Here is a 21,531-nt window from a genome sequence, read left to right as displayed (position 1 = left end):
ATAGTATATTGTGGTATGCAACAGTTGATTGACTATTTTGAGACCATTCCTTCCTGGGTCAGGAGTTTGATTCTTGTCGGGGGTATTACTTTATTTTGGCTTTTGGAATATGGGGTTCCACTTTTTCATTTCAACTACAAAAAATTCAGCCATGCGATTCCCAATATATTCTTTACCCTGACCACTGTGCTGGTGAACTTCTTACTTGCTTTTTTACTGTTGAGTATTAGTGACTGGGTGACTTTAGTTGAATTTGGAATTATCCATTGGTTAAGTCTTCCGCTTTGGGCAGAAGTTCTCTTAGGCTTGTTAGTTTTGGATTTTATAGGCGCATGGCTTCCACATTGGTTAGAGCATAAGATTAAACCGCTGTGGATGTTTCACCTGATTCATCACACAGATAATTATGTGGATACCACAACGGCCAATAGACATCATCCAGGAGAAAGCGTGATTCGTTTTGTGTTCACCCTTTTAGGAGTGCTGGTCGGTGGTTTACCCATAGGGATAGTCTTGTTGTACCAATCCTTATCGGTTGTATTTGCACAGCTTACGCACGCTAATATTCGTTTACCTAAAAAATTAGATACCATCATAAGCTGGGTGCTGGTCTCACCAGATATGCATAAGGTGCACCATCATTATATGTTGCCCTATACCGATACCAATTACGGCAATATCTTTTCGATATGGGATCGTATGTTGGGCACCTTCTCAGTCATGAATAATGAGGACTTAGTATATGGCATCGATACCTATCCTGATGTTGATTCCAATACAAACATCACAAAGCTATTAAAAATTCCTTTCGAAAAATACAGAGCACCTGAAGGCTCAAAATTTGAACGATAGGTGTAGTTTATGTAATTAATCGTACATCAGGTATTTTTTTCTAATTTCTTTAAAGTCATCTAAGCCTTGTTTCCAAGTGGCACTAATCTCATCTGCACTCATCCCTTGTTCAATTTGCTTTTGAAGCTTTGCAGTACCGGCATGTTTGGTAAAGGATGAGGTTCTGAAAAACTGGGATTTATCAGTGCTGTGTTGATAGGCTTCTATGATCCAGGTGAGATCCACTTTTTTTGGAGGTGTGATTTTACTTAAGTCTTTACCGTAACACAAAACACCCTTATGCTTAGGATCTTTTGAGCCAAAATTGGGCTGTGGGGTATAGGTGAAGGTAAAGTAGTTGTGATCTAAAAATGCTGCACCAAAGCGTTGAAACTGAAATTCTGTACCTCTACCCGCATTGACGTGGGTACCTTCGAATAGTCCTAAACTCGGATAAAGTTCTATAGACTGATCATTAGGTAAATTCGGGGAAGGACGGATTGGGAGGCTATAGCTAGAGTCATGGGTGTAATTTTTTAAAGGAATCACGGTTAACTCACATTGCACTCCTTCCTTAAGCCACTTTTGTCCGTTGAGCATCTTACCGTATTCTCCTATAGTAAGACCGTATACTAATGGAATGGGTATCAACCCTATAAAACTACTATTCTCTGATTCCAATATTGGTCCATCGACGAAGGATCCATTGGGATTTGGACGATCCAATACAATCACAGGAATATTGTTCTCGGCGCAGGCTTCCATCACTAGGTGAAGGGTAGAAGTATAGGTGTAGAAACGTACCCCTACATCCTGAATATCAAAGATCATTACCTCGATGCCCTTTAGTTGCTCAGGGCTGGGTTTTCTTGAGTCGCCATATAGCGAGACAATGGGAAGACCGGTTTTGGTGTCTTTATTTCCAACTACGTGTTCTCCTGCGTCTGCTTTTCCTCTAAATCCATGTTCAGGTGAAAATATCTTTTCAATCTTTACATTCAGTGCAACAAGGGAGTCTACCAAATGCGTATTGGTTCCGTCATTCTTGAAAATTACAGAGGTATTATTGGCAACAACACCTACTTTCTTATTTTGAATTAAGGGGAGATAGGTCGTTGTTCGGTTTGCTCCAACAACAATTTCGTTCTTCGCAATAGCACTGTTTTTGTCTGTCTTCGTTTTTTCTTTTTGGGCACCATTTGCACACGAAATGATGAGTAAAAACGATAATAATAATGTACTTTTGAAAATCTTAAAGTTTTGCATAGTTTGAATTTAGAATATTTTATTGCTAAACGCCTCATTAAAGGAGGGGGACATAAAAATAGTATATCAGCACCAATAATAAAAATTGCAATTGCTGCAATTGCACTTGGTTTGGTGATGATGCTTATCGCTATTGCCACCGGTGTGGGTCTACAGCATAAAATTAGAGAAAAAATCGCTGCCTTTAACGGACATGTGCAAATTTACAACTACGATAACAATAATTCTGAGGTTTCTGTAAACCCCATATCCATACATCAGAACTTCTACCCTGAATTTAAGACCGTTGACGGGATCAGTCACGTCCAGGCAGTTGCGACCAAAGGGGGGATTATACGAACAGAAAACACCTTCGAAGGAATTATAGCAAAAGGTGTAGGAGAAGATTTCAACTGGAAACCTTTTGAGGAATTCCTGGTTCAGGGTAGATTACCGAATTATTTGGGAAAGCGAAATGAAGAGGTACTGATTTCAGCCTATTTGGCCAATAGGTTACAATTTGAAGTAGGAACGGAATTTTGGGCTTTTTTCCTTAAAGATGATGTTGATGACATCCCAAATCAGGTGAAGTTTACTATCGTTGGGATTTATGATAGCGGCTTTCAAGATTTTGATGCAAATTATCTGTTTGTCGATCTCAGACATATTCAGCGCATGAATGGGTGGTCTGAAGATCAGGTAGGATCTTTTGAGGTTTTTATAGACGATTTTGATAAGATTAAGGAAAAGGGTAGGGCAATTTATGGCGTCACTTTATCCACCTTGGATTCACAAACCATTGCCGATAAGTATTATACCATTTTCGAATGGGTTTCTTTGTTTGATTTTAATATTGCCATTATCATAGGTATTATGATCATCGTTGGTGGTATCAATATGATAACAGCCTTGCTAGTCCTGATCTTAGAGAGAACCCAAATGATTGGGATTCTAAAAGCGTTGGGATCAAGTAATTGGAGTATACGAAAACTCTTCCTCTACAATGCAGTTTACCTCATAGCTATAGGGCTCTTTTGGGGTAACCTCATAGGTCTAGGATTTCTTTGGTTGCAGGACACCTTTGGTTTTATAGCATTAGATCCAACCTCTTATTATGTTTCAGAGGCCCCTGTTTATATTCATCCCATGCATGTCTTGTTTTTAAATATAGGAGTGCTGGCTCTTTGTTCTTTAATGCTATTATTACCTTCTTATATTATCACCAAAATTTCTCCTGCAAAATCTATTAAGTTTGAATAGGTAAGTCAATGTTGTTTTGTGATCTTTAAAGGTATTTTTCTTGATTATTTAGTAACTTCGACATAAATCAATCAAATACCATGAAAAGAAGAAAATTTATTCAATCCTCAGGGATGATTGCTGCTACAGCTTTTTTGGCATCTCCCGGCTATCTATTTGCTAAGAAGAAAGAAAAATTAGGCGTTGCACTAGTGGGTTTGGGCTATTACAGTACTGATCTGTTGGCACCGGCCCTACAACTTACAAAGTATTGTGAGTTAAAAGCCATTGTGACAGGAAGTCCTGAAAAAATTCCTATATGGCAAACCAAATACGGTATCGAGGACAAGAATATATACAATTATGAAAATATGCACACCATTGCGGATAATGATGCAATTGATGTGGTTTATATTGTCCTCCCACCCGCATTACACGCCAAGTACAGTATCATAGCAGCAAATGCAGGTAAAAATGTTTGGTGCGAAAAACCCATGGAAGTAACCTCTAAAAAATGCCGATCCATCATAGAGGCCTGCGCAAAGAACAAGGTAAAATTATCCATAGGTTACCGCATGCATCACGAGCCCAACACACAGTTATTGATGCAATGGGCGAAAACCACACCATACGGTAAAATCAATCATATATACGCTGAAGCAGGATATTATGAGAGTAGAATAACGCACTGGAAACAAATTAAAGCTTTGGGTGGTGGAGCCATGTATGATATGGGAGTATATCCACTCAATGCCATTCGCTATACTAAAGGTATGGAACCCATTGCGGTCAGTGCCCGACACCAAACCAAGCGGCCTGAAATCTATCACGAAGTTGATGAGGCTACCTTGTTTGATTTTAAATTCCAAGATGGTTCCACGGCAAGCGGTAAGACGAGTTTTGGTGAAAACATCAATAATTTGAAAGTCGATTGTGAGGCTGGAGATTATTATTTAAGCCCATTTCAGTCTTATAGCGGAGTTTCCGGAGCTGCTAGTGACGGGACTGAGCTTAAACCATTTAAAGGGAACCAACAAGCCAAGCAAATGGACTTTGATGCTCTAGCCATTATAGAGGACAAAGCGGTGCTTGTCCCCGGCACTGAAGGCTTAAAGGATATTGCCATTGTTGAACAGATCTACAAATCTGCAAGAAATAATGGGACTTGGATAGACCTGTAAAAGTGAACTTGTTGATTTTGAGTTAAATAATGCTTGAATTAATTGGTATTTATTTTGTAATTGATTATCTTCGGAATTCAATTAAACAGCCCCAAATAGCATTTTAGTAATCTTTTAAATAAATTATTATGGGGCAAGAATTACATCACGATTCACCTGTTTTAATCTATGCACTAAAAGCAATCGTATTTTTTCTGATTGCGGTATTGTCAGGGGTAGTTATCTCTGCAGTGCTTGCCTTTTTAGGTATTTTGAATTAGATTATTACACGGTTTGAATTCAGAAAAAGTCTTTAATCTATTTTTAGGTTAAGGACTTTTTTTGTTTTATCTATGGTTTTATTCCTAGTATTGTTTTGAAGCTAAAAAAAATATTTTCAAATTTGCTAGAACTACAGGGATGATTTCTCTCCAATAAGAAGGAATAGTAAAGTATCACATTTAAATTAGAATTTCACAATGTCAGTATTGGAAAAATTAAGTTCTCAAAGTGCAATTGCACTAGAAGAAAAGTATGGTGCACATAACTATCACCCTTTACCAGTTGTATTAAATAGAGGAGAGGGCGCATACATGTGGGATGTAGAGGGAAAGCAATATTTTGACTTTCTTTCTGCTTACTCTGCAGTAAACCAGGGACACTGTCATCCGCGTATTGTTAATGCGATGATCGAGCAAGCAAAAACACTCACCCTTACTTCAAGAGCGTTTCACAACGATATGCTAGGAAGGTTTGAAGCCTATATCACCTCATATTTTGGATATGATAAGGTGTTGCCCATGAATACAGGGGCAGAAGCTGTGGAGACCGCTATTAAAATATGCAGAAAGTGGGCTTATGAGAAAAAGAACATTCCCGAGCAGCAGGCTAAGATTATAGTTTGCGAAAATAACTTCCACGGTCGGACAACGACAATCATATCATTTTCGAATGATCCAGATGCTCGAAAGAATTTTGGCCCCTATACCCCTGGATTTATCAAGATTCCTTATGACGATGTAGGGGCCCTTGAGAAGGTACTAATTGAAGAGGAACATATTGCCGGATTTTTAGTAGAACCAATTCAGGGAGAGGCAGGAGTTTACGTGCCAACTGATGGTTATTTGGAAAAAGCTAAGGCGCTATGTGAACAGCATAATGTATTGTTTATAGCGGATGAAATCCAAACGGGAATTGCACGTACCGGCCAGATTCTAGCCGTGGATCACGAAGGGGTGAAACCTGATATGTTGATTCTAGGTAAGGCTATTAGTGGTGGAGTGTATCCTGTTAGTGCTGTATTGGCTAATGACCAGGTCATGGAAGTCATTAAACCGGGACAGCATGGAAGTACCTTTGGTGGTAATCCAATTGCTGCGGCGGTAGCCATGGAAGCCTTACAGGTGGTAAAAGATGAAGAATTGGCGGATAATGCCCATAGACTCGGGACGGTTTTTAGAGAAAAACTAGGTGAATATATTAAAGGCAGTACCATAGTGAATAAAGTCCGAGGTAAGGGCTTGCTAAATGCTATTGTGATCAACGATACGGATCAGAGTGATACCGCTTGGAATATATGTTTAAAGCTTAAAGAGAATGGTCTGTTAGCCAAGCCTACTCATGGTAATATAATTCGATTTGCACCACCACTAGTGATGACAGAGGAGCAATTACTTGAGTGCGTTTCTATAATTACAACGACACTAAAGGAATTTGAGGTATAACATTAAAATAGACCTCAATTAATACGTTATAATTTCCCGACTCATTTGAGCCGGGATTTTTTATGTCTCATTTTTAATGAACCTTTTAAAATTAGTAGCTGAAGTAGTTAAATTCTAACATACTATTAAGAGTTTTTGGTTTTATTATCTGAGATATTCTTGCTAATTTCGCTATTTAGAATTAGTATAAATAAATTGAAGGTATATACACTCTTAATACTGCTTTTTTTATTGATAGTAATTTCAATTTTTGTTGGAGTAACTGACATTTCCGTCCTTGAGATTCTCCAGTGGAATCAACAACAAAAATTAGTAATGGTGATCAGTAGAATCCCAAGAACAGCGGCTCTAATTTTGGCAGGTGTAGGAATGAGCGTCTGTGGACTGATCATGCAACAAATGACACAGAACCGATTTGTGTCTCCTACAACCGCTGGATCTTTGGATGCCGCAAAAATGGGTGTTTTGGCGTCTTTAGTGTTTATCCCTCAATCAGATGTTTGGCTCAAATCATTGTTCGCTTTCGGATTTACGTTTTTAGCCAGTATTGTGTTCTTAAAAATAGCAGACCGCATCCGATATAGAAATGTCATTTTTATTCCAATTGTCGGTTTGATGTTTGGAGGTATTTTAAATTCCATTACCACCTTCTTTGCGTATAAGAATGATATTGTTCAAAATGTGAATGCTTGGATGATGGGGGATTTTTCAGGAGTTCTCCAAGGGCAGTATGAGTTGCTATATTTTAGTATACCCGCGGTTGTGATAACCTATTTGTACGCCAATAAATTTACCCTTGTGGGGATGGGGGAGGACTTTTCTAAAAACTTAGGATTGAATTATAGAGCGGTCATGAATATTGGACTGTTTTGTGTTTCTCTAACGGTAAGTGTGGTGGTTCTTACCATTGGTACCATTCCTTTTTTAGGGTTGGTTGTTCCCAATATCGTAAGTGTACTTTATGGAGATAATCTAAAAAACACCCTGCCAATCACCGCAATTTTTGGAGCCATTTTCCTGTTGATCTGTGATATCATTGGGAGGTTAATCATCTTTCCTTTCGAAATCCCTATAGGTATGACCGTAGGGCTTATTGGAGGTGTGATTTTCTTAATTCTTTTAATGAGACAAAGACAATGAGTACGACATCAAAAATACTGGTCTTGGTTTTTTTAACCCTTTCTCTGAGCGGTTTATTTTTGTTCTACAACCTCCCGAATAGTTGGGAGTATGCCTTGGAAAGAAGGGGATATAAGGTTGCTTCCATGATTATTGTAGGTTGTTGTATAGCGTATTCATCAGTGGTCTTCCAAACCTTGACCAATAACAAAATCCTAACCCCATCTATAATGGGATTCGAGGCAGTTTATTTGTTGTTTCAGACCTTGATTGTCTTTGTGTACGGAGACCAAACATTTCAGGTGATTAAAAATTCTGAAAACTTTTTTGTTTCGATTGGACTTATGTTGGTTTTTGCTTTTTTACTATTTGTTCTAATTTTTAAAAGAGGCAAAAGCAATATGTACTTCCTGCTGCTGATAGGATTGGTTTTAGGAACCATATTTACTACAGTGAGTTCCTTCTTGCAGTTGGTAATAGACCCCAACGAATTTATGATCGTTGAACAAAAGATGTTTGCTTCCTTTAACAGGATGAACTTGGATATCTTCTGGTATGCTTTAGGATTTATGTTATTGTGTTTTATTATAGGGTTTAGAAAAGTTCACAACCTAGACCTGATTTCTTTGGGTCGGGAAAATGCCATCAATCTCGGATTGGATTACAATAGGACGGTTAGATTTTACCTGTTTATTATTTCAGTGTTAGTTGCGGTTTCTACTGCGCTTGTTGGTCCACTTACTTTTTTGGGAATCCTAGTGACCAATCTAACCTATGAGCTCTTTAAAACCTATAAGCACAATATCCTTATCCCATGTTGTTGTTTGGTGAGTGTCGTGGCTATTTTGGGTGGACAGTTTTTCGTAGAACAGGTATTTAATTTCAATACAACCATTAGCATCATTATTAATTTCATAGGAGGATTATACTTTATGTTCCTTCTACTAAAAGTTAGAAAGGTATGATTAGCGTAGATAGTGTTACTAAAACATATTCGGATCACACCGTTGTGGACCGTGTTTCCATGCAGATTCCAGAGGGTAAAATCACCTCCCTTATCGGTGCTAATGGCGCTGGGAAGAGCACGTTGTTATCAATAGTTTCCAGGCTTCTGAAGCAGAACAATGGAGATGTCATGATCAATGATAAAAACCTGGATTCCTATAAGAGTAGGGCATTGGCCAAAGAGCTTTCCATACTTAAACAATCTAATCATTTAGAGTTGAAATTGACGGTGAGAGAGTTGATAGGATTTGGTCGCTTTCCATATTCTCAAGGGAAATTGACCCAGCAAGATAAGCTTAAAATTGATGAGGCTATCGAGTTTTTAGATCTAAGGGACATCCAACACAAGTATGTTGATGAACTCAGTGGAGGGCAGAAACAAAGAGCCTTTTTGGCACTAGTTGTTGCCCAGGATACGGATTATATCTTACTGGATGAACCTTTGAACAATCTTGACATGAAACATTCTGTTCAAATCATGAAGCGCTTGGAACAATTGTGTAGAGAAAAAGGGAAGACCATCATTATAGTGATACACGAAATAAATTTTGCATCTCATTATTCCGATTATATCGTAGCCATGAAAAATGGAAAAATTCTCCACTCTGGAGCTACGCAGGATATTATGAATCCTAAAATTCTGGGTGAGGTGTTTGACATTGATTTCGAAATCATTCACAAATCTGGAAAACAGATTTGTAATTATTTTTATTAATAGCCTCGAGGCATTATTATACAAGAAATTATAAAAATTGAGAATTGAAAAAATTAAAAATTAACTTCATGAAAAGTAACTTTAAAATAGCGGTATTGCTTTTGTCTATAGTTTTTGTTGGATGTAAGGAAAACAAAAACACTCCGGTTGATCAGTCTGATCAAACTATGGATACTGTAACGATAACCCATGAATTGGGAACTGTTGAAATTGTCAAAAATCCGAAACGAGTAGTTGCGCTTGATTTTGCTTCCCTGGAAATGTTGGATTTGTTAGGTGTTAAAGTTGTGGGTGTTCCAAAAGCATCAATTCCACTGCAGTTGTCTAAATACAAGGATGATGCTTCGGTAGTGGATTTGGGGAATCTTAAAGAAATAAACTTTGAGCTCCTCAATGAAGTGCAACCGGATGTGATTTTTATGTCAGGAAGGATGTTGAATTCTTATGATGAAATTTCAAAAATAGCACCGGCGGTTTATACAGAAATTGATTATACCGATTATTTAAATTCCTTTAAAAAGATTACCCAAATGTACGCCACTATATTCGATGCTTCTGAGTCAACGCAAAAAGCTGAGCAGGAAGTAGAGAACGCTGTAGAAGACTTAAAGAATAAAGTGAAAGCATCGGATAAACGCGCCTTAATAGTGATTCACAATAAAGGTAGGTTTAGCGCCTATGGTAAAGGTTCTCGTTTTGGTATAATACATGATGTTTTTGGTGTAAAGGAGGTTGTTGAAGATTTAGAGGCGGGTCGCCACGGTCAACGAATTTCCAATGAATTTATCCAAAATGCTAATCCGGATTATCTCTACATCATTGACAGAAGTGCCGTAGTGGATAAGGATGCCACTAATAAAGATGAAATTGAAAACCAACTTATCCAGCAGACCAATGCGTATAAGAAAGGTAAAATTATTTATCTTGATCCTGAAGTTTGGTATTTGTCCGGAGGTGGTATTTATGCATTACAGAAAATGATTGAAGAGGTAAGTGTAAACTTGTAAAATAAAACAAATGGCACAAACAAAAGCAACAATAGCCCGAAAGGTCTTAACATTAAAATCCAAAGAATTTCTAACACCTCACTATATCAGAATTACACTGAGTGGGGATGTGACTGAATTTCAGCATTCGACTGTGGGAGATAATAATAAGATATATATACCTCCTGTGGGCGTGGATCAGGTGCACTTTCCTGTACTGGATCCACAAACTGGAAAATGGTTGCATGAAGATAACAAAGTGGCTCCTTCGGTGAGAACCTATACACATAAAGGAGTTGACCTATCTAAAAATGAACTTTATATAGATTTTGCGAACCACGGGGATAATGGTCCAGCTTCTACTTGGGCTGTAAATGCTGAAATAGGTGATAAACTTGGTGTTGCCATGCGTACAACGCCAAAGGTATTATACCCAAGTCATGCGGATTGGTTTTTACTTGTTGGTGATGTCACGGCAATTCCTGTATTGGGTGCTATTCTAGAGGGTCTTGCAGCATCAGCAACAGGGATTTGTGTGATCAAGGTAAACTCGCCTGAGGACATACAGGATTTGACGACCAAGGCGGCTATTGAATTTCAATGGATCGTTGAGCAGGAAACTCAAAATGAGTCTGGGTTAGTAGCAGCTGTAAAAAACCTCAAGATACCTTCGAGATCCAAATTTGGATATGTTGCATCCGAGTTTTCAGATGTCAAACAAATTAGAACCTACCTGCGAAAACAGCTAGAGTGGAGTGCCTCCGAGCTCTATGCCTATTCTTACTGGAAGAAAGGGGTGGCGGAGGATAAATCTGTGGTAGACCGACAAGCAGAAAAAAAATCCATTGCATAAACGTCATTTTCTAAGCTCTTTATCACATCTGTTTAATAACAAAACAGTTGAAAGCTAGGCTCGCAACTGTTTTGTTATTATAAATCCTTGTGGGTTTTAATACCTCTGAAATATTAGGCTCCTTCTAAGCCCCACTGCTCCATAATTTGTTGCTGTTGCTCTTGTAACTCATCCCATCCTATTGTCGAAATAGTGTAAATGGTATACGCTAAGTATAGAAGATTCAAAATTAAGACAACTAAAGCCACTATTTTAACGGTATTCATGGACTTTACACCAGAATCAGTGTAGCCGTCCGGATCTCTAAGTGCTTCATTTATCTTTTTGTTAGCGGTGTAATAGGCAATTCCAGCTGGAATAAATCCAAGTCCACCTATGCAGCAGCATAGAAAACCAAGAATCGATAGTACGTATTGGATCGTTGGGCTCAGGTTTTGTTGTTCTCTTTCCATATTGATTGTTATAAAGGTTAAATTAGTTTATTGATATAACTGATTATGATAGTGGCAATAGTTAGCAGTGCCAAATACATTTTTATTTTATTGGAATACTTAAAACTCCTAAAAGTTGAAAGCCCTATGAATATTAAAAAGATAAGTAATGGATAAATAGCGGGATACATCTTGAAAGCGGCTACAAATTCTCCTTGTCCTAACAAGAACAAAGATCGCTGTAATCCACAACCTGGGCATTCCATTCCTAACAATGTTTTGTTTAAACACGGAATCATGTAGTCTTCAATACTGCTATTCAAAATTTGCATCATTTAACTGCGGTGCCAAGATATCTTGTGTAAACTTATTAAAAAGTTGTGAATCTAACCCATTTCAAAGTGCTATTTTTGCATACAACAAATAAAAAATGTTTGCTTTATGAGAGTGTTTGCAATTGTTTGTATTGTTCTAGGTGCGGGAATTATATTTCTAAGTGACGAGGCATCAACTTATGATGGGTACTTAAAGATTGTAGGCTTTATTTTACTGATGTTTGGACTTTACAAGTGTACTAAGTTCTGGGTTAAGGATAATAAAGAAGTGGAAAATGAAGTCGATGACTCTGATGATCATCAGGACATAGTAAGTAAAAACTAAAGCTTCAAGAAAACAAGGTAGCTATATGAGTAAGTTTGAAGTAGGAGTTAGGGTGGAGGTTTTGGATGATGCTATAAAAGGGTACATCCTTAAGCTTGGCGATCGATCTGCCACAGTGCGTACTACTGATGGTTTCGATATGGAATTCATGTTTGATGAATTGGTGGTAATCAATGATGATTCTTCCCTTAAGGTGAGTAATATTGATGTGTACCATGCTTTGTCTGAAAAGGAATCTAAAATAAAAAAGCGTTCCTTTGTCAAAAAGAAAAAGGAGAAACAAGTTCCTGCAATGGAGGTGGATCTGCATATTGAAAAACTCACTGCCAAATCCAAATCCATGACCAATTTTGATATACTGAACCTTCAACTCAATACGGCAAGAGGTCAACTTGAATTTGCAATTTCCAAAAGAATTCAACGGGTGGTTTTTATTCATGGAATGGGTGAGGGGGTACTGAAGTCTGAACTACATTTCCTCTTTTCTCGATATGATTGCATCAGCTACTATGATGCCAATTATCGCGAATATGGACTCGGTGCTACCGAGGTCTACATTCATCAGAGTGCATTGTAAACCGAGATCTTATAAGTGTTGTTATGGATTGGCTTCTGCTTCCAAATTTAGTTGTGCCTGTTCCCAACCGATGATAGCCGATTTCCTGGGAGTTTCCCATTTGTAACCTCCTATGGCTCCCGTAGATTGAATTACGCGATGACAGGGGATCAAAACGGCAACACAATTGCTCCCGATGGCAGTTCCTACAGCTCTTGACGCTTTTGGGTTTCCGATTTGTTTGGCAAGTTTACCATAGGTGGAAAGTTCTCCAAAAGGGATCTTCAACAGTGCTTCCCATACTTTTAATTGAAAATTGGTTGCCTTAAGATGTAATTTAATATCTTCTATATCACTAAGGTCATGATTAAAAACCCGAAGTGCATTTTGTTGATGGTTATCTGTTTTACGGTAATAAATCGCCTTAGGAAATTTATTTACTAATGCCGAAAATTCTTTGTCTTGATCTGTATAAAAGGCCATATGGCAGATGCCCTTAGATGTGCTGGCAACAAGTAAATTACCAAATGGGCTTGAATGGAAGTTGTACATTATCTGTAGGTTGACGCCACCATTTTTAAATTCTGCCGGTGTCATTCCTTCAATGTTTACAAACAAATCATGGAGACGTGCAGTTCCAGATAAGCCAGTATCATATGAGGTATCAAAAAGGGTAGCCTGTCGGTCCTTCAATAAATTTTTGGCATGGTTTAGACTGATATACTGGAGAAATTTCTTAGGGCTGGTACCAGCCCATTGTTTAAAGAGTCGTTGAAAATGGTATGGACTTAGGTGTACTTGCTCAGCGAGTTCCTCAAGACTTGGTTGTTGTCTGAAATTGGCATTGATGTAGCGTATAACCTTTGCTATGCGGTTGTAATCTATTTCTTGTTGTGTATTCATTTCCCTGAATTTAACACTGTAAAGATCCCATTTCTAAATGGCCCGACAAATACGATTCTTGCGCTCTTTTAAAATTACCCCACTACTTATTCGTTAATGGAGTTTTCAATAGTATAGGTTCCAAAAATGTACTCATCCACATCATATTTAATCTCTTCGCTTCCGTTTTCCAATTGGAACCCGTCAACAAAGCTGATCACACTAGTGTAGATTTGTTTGTAGTTGTTTTTGAGTTTTATGGTTTCATTTGTACTTGCCACAGCTGTTACGCTGGTCAAATAATTCGGAACGGCAACTCCATCGATTATTGTAGTGTCATTTGCCGGGTTTCCGTCTCCATTCAAATCTTCATTAATAGTCAAAATACCATCATTGTCATCATCTGGATCTAGGTGATTTGGAATTCCATCACCATCAGTATCCCTAAATACGGCTACGCCGTCAACAATGTCTATTTCTTCGATAGTAGGTACATTGTCTCCATCGTCATCGATGTCAAGGTAATCTGGATATGCATCGCCATCTGTGTTCTGAGAATTCGCCTTATCTATAGTTCCATTTTCTAATACCACTGCTCCTTCATTGGTAAATGGAATTTCATCCTCGTCATCTTCAAGTAAGCTTGTAACCACTTGAATGGTACCACTACGAGCATACCACTCTTCGGTTACTAATGGTGTTGTAGGTGGAATGTTTTGACAAAAGTAATCACCACTTACTTTGGCATCAAAGATTCTATAGAGTACCTTTACAGAAGAGTTGTTGATAGTAAATGTAGTAGTGTCAACTTGATTTTCAAGGGTGTTTAAAAAGCTTCCATCATTTCCATTTATTTCTAAGATCAATGCCTCAGTACCTGTCTCTGAGATCTTGTATAGTGTAAGTTGACCACAGGCATTGTCGATTTCAGTACTGTCGAAGCTGAGTTCTTCAATTATAATATCACCGTCATCACAGCTAAAGATAAGCAGCCCTAGAACCAAAAATAAAATTTTCTTCATCACCTGAATTTTAAGCTTTAGCAAATGTAACACAACTCAGTTTATAACGAAATTTATTGTGAATAATTTTAATTAAAAGTAATTTTGCTAACATGCAAAAAGTGTATTTAGATAGTGCTGCGACAACACAGCCTAGACCAGAAGTAATCGCCGATATGCAAGATGCGTTGGCGAATTTTTACGGAAACCCTTCTTCCACCCATAGTTTTGGTAGAGCGGCAAAAACTCAAATTGAGAAAGCTCGTAAAACCATTGCAAAGCAATTAAATGCAAGTCCCTCTGAAATCATTTTCACCTCTGGAGGTACAGAGGCTGATAATATGATTTTGACAAGCGCCGTTATAGATTTGGGCGTGAAACATATTGTGACTTCGAAAATTGAACATCATGCAGTTTTACATACTGTAGAGGCTCTGCAACACACTCATGGAATACAGGTTTCTTATGTGAACTTAGATGAATTTGGATCCCCGGATTTGGAGGATCTAAAATCCATTTTACAAGCCACCACTGAAAAAACCTTGGTGAGTTTGATGCATATAAATAACGAAATCGGAAATATGATAGACATTGATGCCTTTGCAGCAGTATGTAAGGAGTATCAGGTATATTTTCATTCGGATACAGTACAGTCGGTCGGACACTGGGAGTGGGATTTAGCCAAAACTCCAGTCGACTTTTTAACTGCAGCAGCCCATAAGTTTCATGGACCCAAAGGCGTTGGATTCGCGTTTATCAGAAAGAATATTCCTTTAAAACCTATGATCCACGGAGGAGAGCAGGAGCGAGGATTTAGAGCTGGTACGGAGCCCTTCCATAATATTGTAGGTTTAGAAACGGCTTTTGTGTTGGCCTACGAAAATCTTGAGCAAGAGCGTAGTCAAGTACGAGCATTAAAAACATATTTTATCGAGCGCTTACAGCAGGAAATACCTGGTGTTAAGTTAAATGGGAACAGCGGAGATGATTCAAAAAGCACCTATACACTGGTTAATGTGTGTTTACCTTTAAGTTCAGAAAAGGGAGCTTTGCTTTTATTTCAATTGGATCTCAAAGGAATTAGTTGTTCTAAGGGTTCTGCTTGTCAAAGCGGTAGTGATACAGGTTCTCATGTCCTAAATGAGATCTTAAGTCAAGAAGATCTAGAAAAGCCTTCGATACGATTTTCCTTCTCAAAATTCAATACTAAAGAAGAATTGGATTATGTCATAGAATGTTTGAAAGAGTACATTGTAAACTAACAGAAATTCAGTAGCTGTACAAACTTTTTCAAAACCTATAGTAATAAATATAAATTCTTGTTCGCCTTGAAGTACTACCAATGCATGGTTATTCTTAGGGAGAACAAGAATTTTTTATTTCCAATCCTCAACCCATTAATCTCTATGGGTTCCTGCTAAATTAAAAAGAAAATAAGTATCTTTTTATCAAGTGCTACAATTACAAATTAACAGTAGGATAATAGAATTTTTGTAATAGTAGCTTTAATAAGTGTATTATTTTACTATCTTTAAAACATCATTTTAAAGTGATACTCTATTTATTAAGCTTTGGAATGAAACCTAAATCGTTTTAGCAACTTTAAATACAAGCATTAATTCTAATCAAATTATGAAGCAAAAGAAAACTGATTCGTCAAGTTCAAGGCGAAATTTCATTAAAACTACAGCCCTTGCTTCTTCCTTTATGATCGTGCCTAGGCATGTTCTTGGTGGAGTGGGTTTTGTAGCGCCTAGCGACAGACTAAACATCGCGGCCATCGGTGCGGGAGGTAAAGGACACTCTGACATTACTAATGCCTCCGTAGGAGGAAGAGAACGCGTTGTTGCCTTGTGTGATGTTGATTTTTCCGGATCGGCTGCCAAAACTGTTGAAAAATTCCCTAAGGCCAAGTTATACGCTGACTTTAGAGAAATGTTAGATAAGGAAAAGGATCTAGATGCCGTGACTATTTCTACACCTGATCACGTACACGGACCTGCAGCTAAATACGCTATGGAACGTGGAAAGCATGTCTATGTTCAAAAGCCAATGACGCATAATATTCGAGAGGCAAGGATGCTTACTGAGATGGCGAGATCTGAAAAGATCGTCACTCAAATGGGAAATCAGGGCGCTTCGAATCCATTACATAAATTAGTTCAAGGTTGGATAGACTCAGGTAAACTAGGTAAGATATCCAAAGTTGAGGTGTGGACCAATAGGCCAGTATGGCCACAAGGAGGCGCCATGCCTTCAGCAGATCCCAGTAAGAAGCCGGAGGCCTTGAATTGGGACTTATGGTTAGGTCCGGCAAAACAAACTCCGTACATTCCAAACATCCATCCATTTAATTGGCGTGGTTGGTGGGATTATGGAACTGGAGCACTAGGTGATGTAGGATGTCATTTAATTGACATTCCATTTAGATCTCTTGGACTGATGTATCCAACTGCTGCCGAATGTAGTGTAAGTTCGGTTTATTCACAAATGTGGACACCGGATTATCATCCTGAAGGATGTCCACCTTCATCGTTTATTACGTTAAATTTTGATGCCACAGAAAAATCGAATTCTCCGATTGTGATGACCTGGAGTGATGGCGGAATTCGTCCTTCACATCCGGATATTATTCCTGCGGACAGTGATATCGGAGGGCAAAACAGTGCTAATGGTGTTTTAATCCATGGAGAAAATGGTATTATTTCAACTAACATCAACGATAGTTCTCCAATGATGCCTAAGTTATATTTAAACGATGGTACCACTGAGTTTGGTCCTGAAGGTGATGTTATGGAAGAAGCTGAATATGGGCACCAACGCAAATGGGTCGAAGCGTGTAAGGCTGGATTTAACAGTAAAGAGCACAAAGCATTAACGTCATCTTTTGACTATGCCGGTCCAATGACCGAAACCGTACTTATGGGTAATTTAGCTATACGTAGCTATATGCTTAGAAAAGAAAGCGGCAATAACGTACAGTACTACGGTCGTAAAAAACTACTTTGGGATGGTAATAATATGAAGATTACCAATCTCGAAGAAGCCAATCAATATGTAACCCGAGAATATCGTCAGGGTTGGGAAATGTAATCCATTTAAATTTTTAAACATATAGCGGAACCCTTTTTAGGTTCCGCTTTTTTTTTTCGCAATGCTCGTTTAATCTACCGAGTTACTAACCTTACAACTTGGCCTATGGATCACCTTAAAATTAACTGAATTTGCTATAAAACATTTCTCGTTAGCCTCTTTATGCAAGGCCATAGCTTTTTCGATCATGCCTTGCTCTTCAACGATTACTTTTGGATGTAGAATGACTTCGATGAATTTTCCACCTCCATCAGTATTCTCTTCCATCGTAGCTGTGGCTTGGTCCGTATAATCAACAACCCTAACCTCATTGACAGCACATAGGTGTAGATACCAAAGCATATGACAGCTGGATAGAGAGGAAAGGAATAGCTCTTCAGGATTGTATTTGGTCTTATCACCCCGAAACGATGGATCAGAGGAACCTTGAATTTCAGGTTTGCCTGAAACTTTGATACTATGACTTCGCTGAAAATCCTTGTAATTGCTGGTGCCCGTTCCCTGATTACCCGTCCACCGTAGACCAGTAGTGTAATGGTGTTGTTTGCTCATTTTATCTATAGTGTTTTTTTGTTTTAAATACTATAATCTTGGTTTCCCCACCATGTTTCCATCCAATGGTCAACAATTTTCTTTCCTTCAATTGGCTTATCAACCACTATGATAAGCTGGTTGTCGTGGTCACTGTATTGATTTAGTATGTTCACTTGACCATCGGCTAGTTTGGAGCAGAAGTTTCCAAGTTGTCCTGGAATGTCTTGTCGAAGTTTCAATATTAAAACGTCATGCACTCCAACTACTTTAATGCCATTGTTTTCCAGTGCAAATTTAGCGGCTTCTGGTTCTTTTACCAAAAAATGGGCAATGCAAAATTCCTCATTCTGAAAAGTACCACCTCCTTCCAAGCTAATGTTATTTTCTCCTAGAATTTTTCCTAGTCGAGCTAGTTCGCCGAGCTTGTTTTCAAGTAAAATCTCTAAATCTTTCATCTTTTATTGTTTTTGTTTCTTCAAAACTAAATTACTTTTTACTTTTATAATTCATTTAATAATGAATTATGGGTGAATCTAATTTTGTGAACATTGCGGCACTAATTTGTGAGCCCGCTCGTGCTAAAATTTTGTGGAAATTACTAGATGGTAGAGCCTATACCGCCACTGAGTTAGCACATGCTGTTTCTGTTTCACCAACTTCACTAAGTAACCATCTTAATAAGCTACTAAAGGGAGGGGTTCTTAAAGTGGTGCCCCAGGGAAGGCATCGTTATTATAGTTTTGCCAATGCTGAGGTGGCATATGCTGTTGAGTCACTAGCTAACCTGATGCAATACAATACATGTGAGGTTCAAAAAAAGAGGGATCTGAATGAAGGCGTAACGTACTGTAGAAGTTGTTATGACCATCTTGCCGGATTTGTGGGTGTTTCCATAACCAATGCCATGGTTAAAAGAGGATACTTAATGCCGAGAGACAAGGACTTTTTAGTCAGTACCAAGGGATGGGAATGGTTAGCTTCTATTCGTATTTTTGAAGGGGACTTGCTAAAGAGCCGTCGTCCTTTAGCAAGACAATGTCTCGATTGGTCTGAGCGTCGTCCACATATTGCAGGACACCTAGGCGCTGTTTTGTTGGAAAAGGGTCTTGAGAACCACTGGTTCAAACGCGTACAATTCTCACGCGAACTCGTTTTGACTTCAAAAGGGAGACAAAATTTGTATAAGTTACTAGATCTGGATTTCGTATGATTTCATTGCTTTAAGGCTTGCGAAGTATCAACTTAATATCGAGTTTTCTTTTAATTTCTGTATATTTAACGTTTTAAACCCTATAGAGATGAAAAAGATTGGACTTACTATTTTAGGAGTATTGGTGCTTGGAATAGGCGGATATTTCCTGCTTAATGAAAAAACAACTTGGGCTGATAGTGAAACCCTTGACGGTTATGATAGCAAAGAAGCTGCAGATCAAATGCCAGTAGAGAGTTTTACTCCTCCACCTCCACCCCCAGTGCAACAACCTATTCAAAATACCGCCGGTTTAAACCCGCCACATGGTCAACCGGGACATCGATGTGATATTGCCGTTGGTGCACCATTAGGCGGAAACAGCATGCTCAATAGTGATGCTTCAGTTACGCTTAATCCTCCTCATGGCCAAGCGGGACATAGATGTGATATCGCAGTAGGAGCACCACTACCTACGAGCTAAGTGATATTATGAGCTCAGATTTGGGCTGTATATATAAATAGTAAAACCCCGATTTTGGTCGGGGTTTGTTATTTATAATAATGACTGTTGAATATTAAATGATGGTCGATTGACCGTAATCGATATTCTCTTGATTGTAATTTGTGATTTCCTCAGCATTAGCAATATAGTCAGCAATAAAGTCACCAACCTTTGTGGTGGTATACTTACTCTGTGGATCTAGGTCCGTGGTAACTACTTTTAATTCTAAGGCTTTTTCTACTGCATTATGAATGGCCTTGGCTTCTTCGTATAGCTTGAAGTGTTCTAAGAGCATAGCAGCCGATAGAATAGAAGCTATTGGGTTTGCGATGTCTTTTCCTTTAGCCTGTGGGAAGGAACCATGGATAGGTTCAAACATCGAATGTTCTTCACCAACTGAAGCAGAAGCTAATAAACCAATAGAACCTCCGATAACACTACCTTCGTCAGATATGATGTCTCCAAACATGTTTTCAGTTAAGATGACATCAAACTGATTTGGATTTAAGATCATTTGCATTGCTGCATTATCTACAAATAGAAAATCTAAGGTAATATCCGGATAGCTTTTTCCAATTTTGGTCACCACCTTTCTCCATAAACGTGATGTTTCAAGAACATTGGCCTTATCGACAAGGGTAAGCTTTTTCTTTCTTGCACGGGCAGCTTTAAATGCCAAGTGTGCTATTCTTTCGATTTCAAAATCTGAATACTCACATAAGTCTGAAGCAACCGTACCTTCTTCATTTAATTTTTTCTCACCGAAATAAATACCTCCGGTAAGCTCTCTGTATATGGTAAGGTCTGTTCCTTGGATACGCTCTTCTTTCAAAGGTGATTTATCGATAAGAGTAGGGTAGGCCTTAATAGGTCTAATATTTGTAAAAAGACCTAAAGACTTTCTGAGTTTTAGAAGCCCTTGCTCCGGACGAACCTTAGCAGAAGGGTCATTATCGTATTTAGGGTCACCAATAGCGCCAAAAAGTACGGCGTCAGTTTGTAGACATACCTCAAGGGTTTTCTCCGGTAAAGGATCCCCGGTTTGATCGATGGCAGCAGCTCCTACTACTGCTTCCTTAAATGTGAAGTTATGATTGTAAACCTCACCAATAGCGTTTAATGTTTTAATCGCTTGTTGCGTAACCTCAGGCCCAATACCATCACCAGCAAGTACTGCAATATTTAAATCCATAAATCTTATTTATTATATAGTTCTTGAAGCTTCGAAAGCTTCAATTTTATCCTTGTTGCTCACTAAAAAGTCAATATCATCATATCCATTGATCAGACACATTTTTTTGTAGGCATCTATTTCAAATGATTCTTTGATGTCAGTGTTCTTAAGTGCGATGTATTGCTCTTCTAGATTGACAACGATTTCAGCGAACGGATCGTTTTGTATGCCTGTTAAAATACGTTGTAATACCTCTGGGCTTACCTGGATCGGTACTAAACCGTTATTGAGTGCATTACCTTTAAAAATATCCGCAAAGTAACTAGATACAATAACCTTGAAGCCATAATCAGCAAGTGCCCAAGCAGCGTGTTCACGGCTACTTCCGCAACCGAAGTTATCGCCAGCTACCAGGACCTGACCACCATAGGTTGGGTTGTTTAAGACAAAATCTTCATTTGGTTTTCCGTCATTACTATAACGCCAGTCTCTGAATAGGTTTTCACCAAACCCAAGTTTACTTGTGGCTTTTAAAAAACGAGCCGGAATGATCTGATCCGTATCTATATTTTCTATTGGCAATGGTACTGCCGTTGTGGTTAGTGTTGTAAATTTCTCCATTATTTTAC

The 21,531-nt window shown here is 38.4% G+C and carries 25 protein-coding genes; 16 read left to right on the top strand and 9 right to left on the bottom strand.

All coding sequences use genetic code 11. The features are described from left to right. The first annotated feature begins 15 nt into the window (after positions 1-15). Positions 16-852 carry a sterol desaturase family protein gene (locus ACN0TV_RS05395; RefSeq protein WP_417360865.1) on the top strand — a complete coding sequence of 279 codons (837 nt, stop codon included), beginning with the start codon at positions 16-18 and terminating at the stop codon, positions 850-852. 15 nt (positions 853-867) lie between these two features. Here the strand turns inward: ACN0TV_RS05395 and ACN0TV_RS05390 are convergent, their stop codons facing one another. Beyond that, positions 868-2,097, bottom strand: a complete 1,230-nt coding sequence (locus tag ACN0TV_RS05390; protein ID WP_417360863.1) for an exo-beta-N-acetylmuramidase NamZ domain-containing protein — start codon at positions 2,095-2,097, stop codon at positions 868-870. Positions 2,098-2,100: 3 nt separating this feature from the next. Between ACN0TV_RS05390 and ACN0TV_RS05385 the strand changes: the two genes are divergently transcribed. The 9 genes from ACN0TV_RS05385 (at position 2,101) to ACN0TV_RS05345 (ending at position 10,877) form a co-directional block, all read left to right on the top strand. Beyond that, positions 2,101-3,336: an ABC transporter permease gene (locus tag ACN0TV_RS05385; RefSeq protein ID WP_417360861.1), complete on the top strand. Its 1,236-nt coding sequence runs from the start codon at positions 2,101-2,103 to the stop codon at positions 3,334-3,336. 80 nt (positions 3,337-3,416) lie between these two features. After that, a complete protein-coding gene (locus ACN0TV_RS05380; protein WP_417360859.1) occupies positions 3,417-4,496 on the top strand; it encodes a Gfo/Idh/MocA family protein in 1,080 nt (359 codons plus the stop codon). 128 nt (positions 4,497-4,624) lie between these two features. Then, positions 4,625-4,756, top strand: coding sequence for a hypothetical protein (locus ACN0TV_RS05375; RefSeq protein ID WP_417360857.1), 132 nt, complete (start codon positions 4,625-4,627; stop codon positions 4,754-4,756). Between the two features lie 198 nt (positions 4,757-4,954). After that, positions 4,955-6,199 (top strand): ornithine--oxo-acid transaminase, encoded by a 1,245-nt coding sequence (rocD, locus tag ACN0TV_RS05370; RefSeq protein WP_417360855.1) that lies wholly within the window; start codon positions 4,955-4,957, stop codon positions 6,197-6,199. 231 nt (positions 6,200-6,430) lie between these two features. Beyond that, positions 6,431-7,339, top strand: a complete 909-nt coding sequence (locus ACN0TV_RS05365; protein ID WP_417360854.1) for an ABC transporter permease — start codon at positions 6,431-6,433, stop codon at positions 7,337-7,339. Continuing rightward, a complete protein-coding gene (locus tag ACN0TV_RS05360) occupies positions 7,336-8,283 on the top strand; it encodes an iron chelate uptake ABC transporter family permease subunit (RefSeq protein WP_417360852.1) in 948 nt (315 codons plus the stop codon). The genes ACN0TV_RS05365 and ACN0TV_RS05360 overlap by 4 nt, the downstream gene beginning before the upstream one ends. After that, positions 8,280-9,038 (top strand): ABC transporter ATP-binding protein, encoded by a 759-nt coding sequence (locus ACN0TV_RS05355; protein ID WP_417360850.1) that lies wholly within the window; start codon positions 8,280-8,282, stop codon positions 9,036-9,038. The genes ACN0TV_RS05360 and ACN0TV_RS05355 overlap by 4 nt, the downstream gene beginning before the upstream one ends. Positions 9,039-9,106: 68 nt before the next feature. Beyond that, the gene (locus tag ACN0TV_RS05350) at positions 9,107-10,045 is read left to right on the top strand and encodes a siderophore ABC transporter substrate-binding protein (RefSeq protein WP_417360849.1); all 939 of its coding nucleotides are present in this window, start codon (positions 9,107-9,109) and stop codon (positions 10,043-10,045) included. Between the two features lie 10 nt (positions 10,046-10,055). Next, positions 10,056-10,877 (top strand): siderophore-interacting protein, encoded by an 822-nt coding sequence (locus tag ACN0TV_RS05345; protein WP_417360847.1) that lies wholly within the window; start codon positions 10,056-10,058, stop codon positions 10,875-10,877. Between the two features lie 113 nt (positions 10,878-10,990). On the opposite strand, the gene ACN0TV_RS05340 is transcribed toward ACN0TV_RS05345, so the two are convergent. Together ACN0TV_RS05340 and ACN0TV_RS05335 are read right to left on the bottom strand one after the other, a co-directional pair. Then, entirely contained in the window at positions 10,991-11,329 is a 339-nt protein-coding gene (locus ACN0TV_RS05340; RefSeq protein WP_417360845.1) for a CCC motif membrane protein, read from the bottom strand. Between the two features lie 17 nt (positions 11,330-11,346). Continuing rightward, positions 11,347-11,607 (bottom strand): DUF2752 domain-containing protein, encoded by a 261-nt coding sequence (locus tag ACN0TV_RS05335; protein ID WP_417360956.1) that lies wholly within the window; start codon positions 11,605-11,607, stop codon positions 11,347-11,349. Between the two features lie 142 nt (positions 11,608-11,749). Between ACN0TV_RS05335 and ACN0TV_RS05330 the strand changes: the two genes are divergently transcribed. Both ACN0TV_RS05330 and ACN0TV_RS05325 read left to right on the top strand, forming a co-directional pair. Further along, complete coding sequence (locus ACN0TV_RS05330) at positions 11,750-11,968, top strand: hypothetical protein (RefSeq protein WP_417360843.1); 219 nt, start codon at positions 11,750-11,752, stop codon at positions 11,966-11,968. 25 nt (positions 11,969-11,993) lie between these two features. Next, positions 11,994-12,545 (top strand): Smr/MutS family protein, encoded by a 552-nt coding sequence (locus ACN0TV_RS05325; RefSeq protein WP_417360841.1) that lies wholly within the window; start codon positions 11,994-11,996, stop codon positions 12,543-12,545. A gap of 21 nt (positions 12,546-12,566) precedes the next feature. Here ACN0TV_RS05325 and ACN0TV_RS05320 read toward each other — a convergent pair whose 3' ends face one another. Both ACN0TV_RS05320 and ACN0TV_RS05315 read right to left on the bottom strand, forming a co-directional pair. Further along, a complete protein-coding gene (locus ACN0TV_RS05320) occupies positions 12,567-13,427 on the bottom strand; it encodes a methylated-DNA--[protein]-cysteine S-methyltransferase (RefSeq protein ID WP_417360839.1) in 861 nt (286 codons plus the stop codon). An 86-nt stretch (positions 13,428-13,513) separates the two neighbouring features. Then, entirely contained in the window at positions 13,514-14,428 is a 915-nt protein-coding gene (locus ACN0TV_RS05315; protein ID WP_417360837.1) for a hypothetical protein, read from the bottom strand. Positions 14,429-14,520: 92 nt separating this feature from the next. Here ACN0TV_RS05315 and ACN0TV_RS05310 point away from each other — a divergent pair, with 92 nt between their 5' ends. Then, complete coding sequence (locus ACN0TV_RS05310; protein ID WP_417360835.1) at positions 14,521-15,669, top strand: cysteine desulfurase family protein; 1,149 nt, start codon at positions 14,521-14,523, stop codon at positions 15,667-15,669. A gap of 370 nt (positions 15,670-16,039) precedes the next feature. Further along, the gene (locus ACN0TV_RS05305; protein WP_417360833.1) at positions 16,040-17,500 is read left to right on the top strand and encodes a Gfo/Idh/MocA family protein; all 1,461 of its coding nucleotides are present in this window, start codon (positions 16,040-16,042) and stop codon (positions 17,498-17,500) included. A 69-nt stretch (positions 17,501-17,569) separates the two neighbouring features. Here the strand turns inward: ACN0TV_RS05305 and ACN0TV_RS05300 are convergent, their stop codons facing one another. Both ACN0TV_RS05300 and ACN0TV_RS05295 read right to left on the bottom strand, forming a co-directional pair. Then, positions 17,570-18,052, bottom strand: coding sequence for an OsmC family protein (locus tag ACN0TV_RS05300; RefSeq protein ID WP_417360831.1), 483 nt, complete (start codon positions 18,050-18,052; stop codon positions 17,570-17,572). A gap of 23 nt (positions 18,053-18,075) precedes the next feature. Further along, positions 18,076-18,489, bottom strand: coding sequence for an amino acid-binding ACT domain-containing protein (locus ACN0TV_RS05295; RefSeq protein WP_417360829.1), 414 nt, complete (start codon positions 18,487-18,489; stop codon positions 18,076-18,078). A gap of 68 nt (positions 18,490-18,557) precedes the next feature. On the opposite strand from ACN0TV_RS05295, the gene ACN0TV_RS05290 reads away from it, so the two are divergent. Further along, positions 18,558-19,244 (top strand): ArsR/SmtB family transcription factor, encoded by a 687-nt coding sequence (locus tag ACN0TV_RS05290; protein ID WP_417360827.1) that lies wholly within the window; start codon positions 18,558-18,560, stop codon positions 19,242-19,244. An 88-nt stretch (positions 19,245-19,332) separates the two neighbouring features. Beyond that, complete coding sequence (locus ACN0TV_RS05285; protein WP_417360960.1) at positions 19,333-19,707, top strand: hypothetical protein; 375 nt, start codon at positions 19,333-19,335, stop codon at positions 19,705-19,707. A gap of 94 nt (positions 19,708-19,801) precedes the next feature. Here ACN0TV_RS05285 and leuB read toward each other — a convergent pair whose 3' ends face one another. Both leuB and leuD read right to left on the bottom strand, forming a co-directional pair. Beyond that, the gene (gene leuB / locus ACN0TV_RS05280) at positions 19,802-20,920 is read right to left on the bottom strand and encodes a 3-isopropylmalate dehydrogenase (protein WP_417360825.1); all 1,119 of its coding nucleotides are present in this window, start codon (positions 20,918-20,920) and stop codon (positions 19,802-19,804) included. 12 nt (positions 20,921-20,932) lie between these two features. Continuing rightward, positions 20,933-21,523: a 3-isopropylmalate dehydratase small subunit gene (leuD, locus tag ACN0TV_RS05275; RefSeq protein ID WP_417360823.1), complete on the bottom strand. Its 591-nt coding sequence runs from the start codon at positions 21,521-21,523 to the stop codon at positions 20,933-20,935. Positions 21,524-21,531: the final 8 nt, after the last annotated feature.

This window comes from Galbibacter sp., assembly GCF_048266365.1.
In the GTDB taxonomy this organism is placed as follows: Bacteria; Bacteroidota; Bacteroidia; order Flavobacteriales; family Flavobacteriaceae; genus Galbibacter.
Note: the sequence above shows the minus strand (reverse complement) of the source record. Positions and strands in the feature narration are given on the sequence as shown.

Coding starts and splice junctions, on each gene's coding strand:
- ACN0TV_RS05395 (WP_417360865.1), top strand. CDS start 16: ATGCAACAGTTGATTGACTATTTTGAGACCATTCCTTCCTGGGTCAGG.
- ACN0TV_RS05390 (WP_417360863.1), bottom strand. CDS start 2,097: ATGCAAAACTTTAAGATTTTCAAAAGTACATTATTATTATCGTTTTTA.
- ACN0TV_RS05380 (WP_417360859.1), top strand. CDS start 3,417: ATGAAAAGAAGAAAATTTATTCAATCCTCAGGGATGATTGCTGCTACA.
- ACN0TV_RS05375 (WP_417360857.1), top strand. CDS start 4,625: ATGGGGCAAGAATTACATCACGATTCACCTGTTTTAATCTATGCACTA.
- rocD (WP_417360855.1), top strand. CDS start 4,955: ATGTCAGTATTGGAAAAATTAAGTTCTCAAAGTGCAATTGCACTAGAA.
- ACN0TV_RS05360 (WP_417360852.1), top strand. CDS start 7,336: ATGAGTACGACATCAAAAATACTGGTCTTGGTTTTTTTAACCCTTTCT.
- ACN0TV_RS05355 (WP_417360850.1), top strand. CDS start 8,280: ATGATTAGCGTAGATAGTGTTACTAAAACATATTCGGATCACACCGTT.
- ACN0TV_RS05350 (WP_417360849.1), top strand. CDS start 9,107: ATGAAAAGTAACTTTAAAATAGCGGTATTGCTTTTGTCTATAGTTTTT.
- ACN0TV_RS05345 (WP_417360847.1), top strand. CDS start 10,056: ATGGCACAAACAAAAGCAACAATAGCCCGAAAGGTCTTAACATTAAAA.
- ACN0TV_RS05340 (WP_417360845.1), bottom strand. CDS start 11,329: ATGGAAAGAGAACAACAAAACCTGAGCCCAACGATCCAATACGTACTA.
- ACN0TV_RS05335 (WP_417360956.1), bottom strand. CDS start 11,607: ATGATTCCGTGTTTAAACAAAACATTGTTAGGAATGGAATGCCCAGGT.
- ACN0TV_RS05330 (WP_417360843.1), top strand. CDS start 11,750: ATGAGAGTGTTTGCAATTGTTTGTATTGTTCTAGGTGCGGGAATTATA.
- ACN0TV_RS05325 (WP_417360841.1), top strand. CDS start 11,994: ATGAGTAAGTTTGAAGTAGGAGTTAGGGTGGAGGTTTTGGATGATGCT.
- ACN0TV_RS05320 (WP_417360839.1), bottom strand. CDS start 13,427: ATGAATACACAACAAGAAATAGATTACAACCGCATAGCAAAGGTTATA.
- ACN0TV_RS05315 (WP_417360837.1), bottom strand. CDS start 14,428: ATGAAGAAAATTTTATTTTTGGTTCTAGGGCTGCTTATCTTTAGCTGT.
- ACN0TV_RS05310 (WP_417360835.1), top strand. CDS start 14,521: ATGCAAAAAGTGTATTTAGATAGTGCTGCGACAACACAGCCTAGACCA.
- ACN0TV_RS05305 (WP_417360833.1), top strand. CDS start 16,040: ATGAAGCAAAAGAAAACTGATTCGTCAAGTTCAAGGCGAAATTTCATT.
- ACN0TV_RS05300 (WP_417360831.1), bottom strand. CDS start 18,052: ATGAGCAAACAACACCATTACACTACTGGTCTACGGTGGACGGGTAAT.
- ACN0TV_RS05295 (WP_417360829.1), bottom strand. CDS start 18,489: ATGAAAGATTTAGAGATTTTACTTGAAAACAAGCTCGGCGAACTAGCT.
- ACN0TV_RS05290 (WP_417360827.1), top strand. CDS start 18,558: ATGGGTGAATCTAATTTTGTGAACATTGCGGCACTAATTTGTGAGCCC.
- ACN0TV_RS05285 (WP_417360960.1), top strand. CDS start 19,333: ATGAAAAAGATTGGACTTACTATTTTAGGAGTATTGGTGCTTGGAATA.
- leuB (WP_417360825.1), bottom strand. CDS start 20,920: ATGGATTTAAATATTGCAGTACTTGCTGGTGATGGTATTGGGCCTGAG.
- leuD (WP_417360823.1), bottom strand. CDS start 21,523: ATGGAGAAATTTACAACACTAACCACAACGGCAGTACCATTGCCAATA.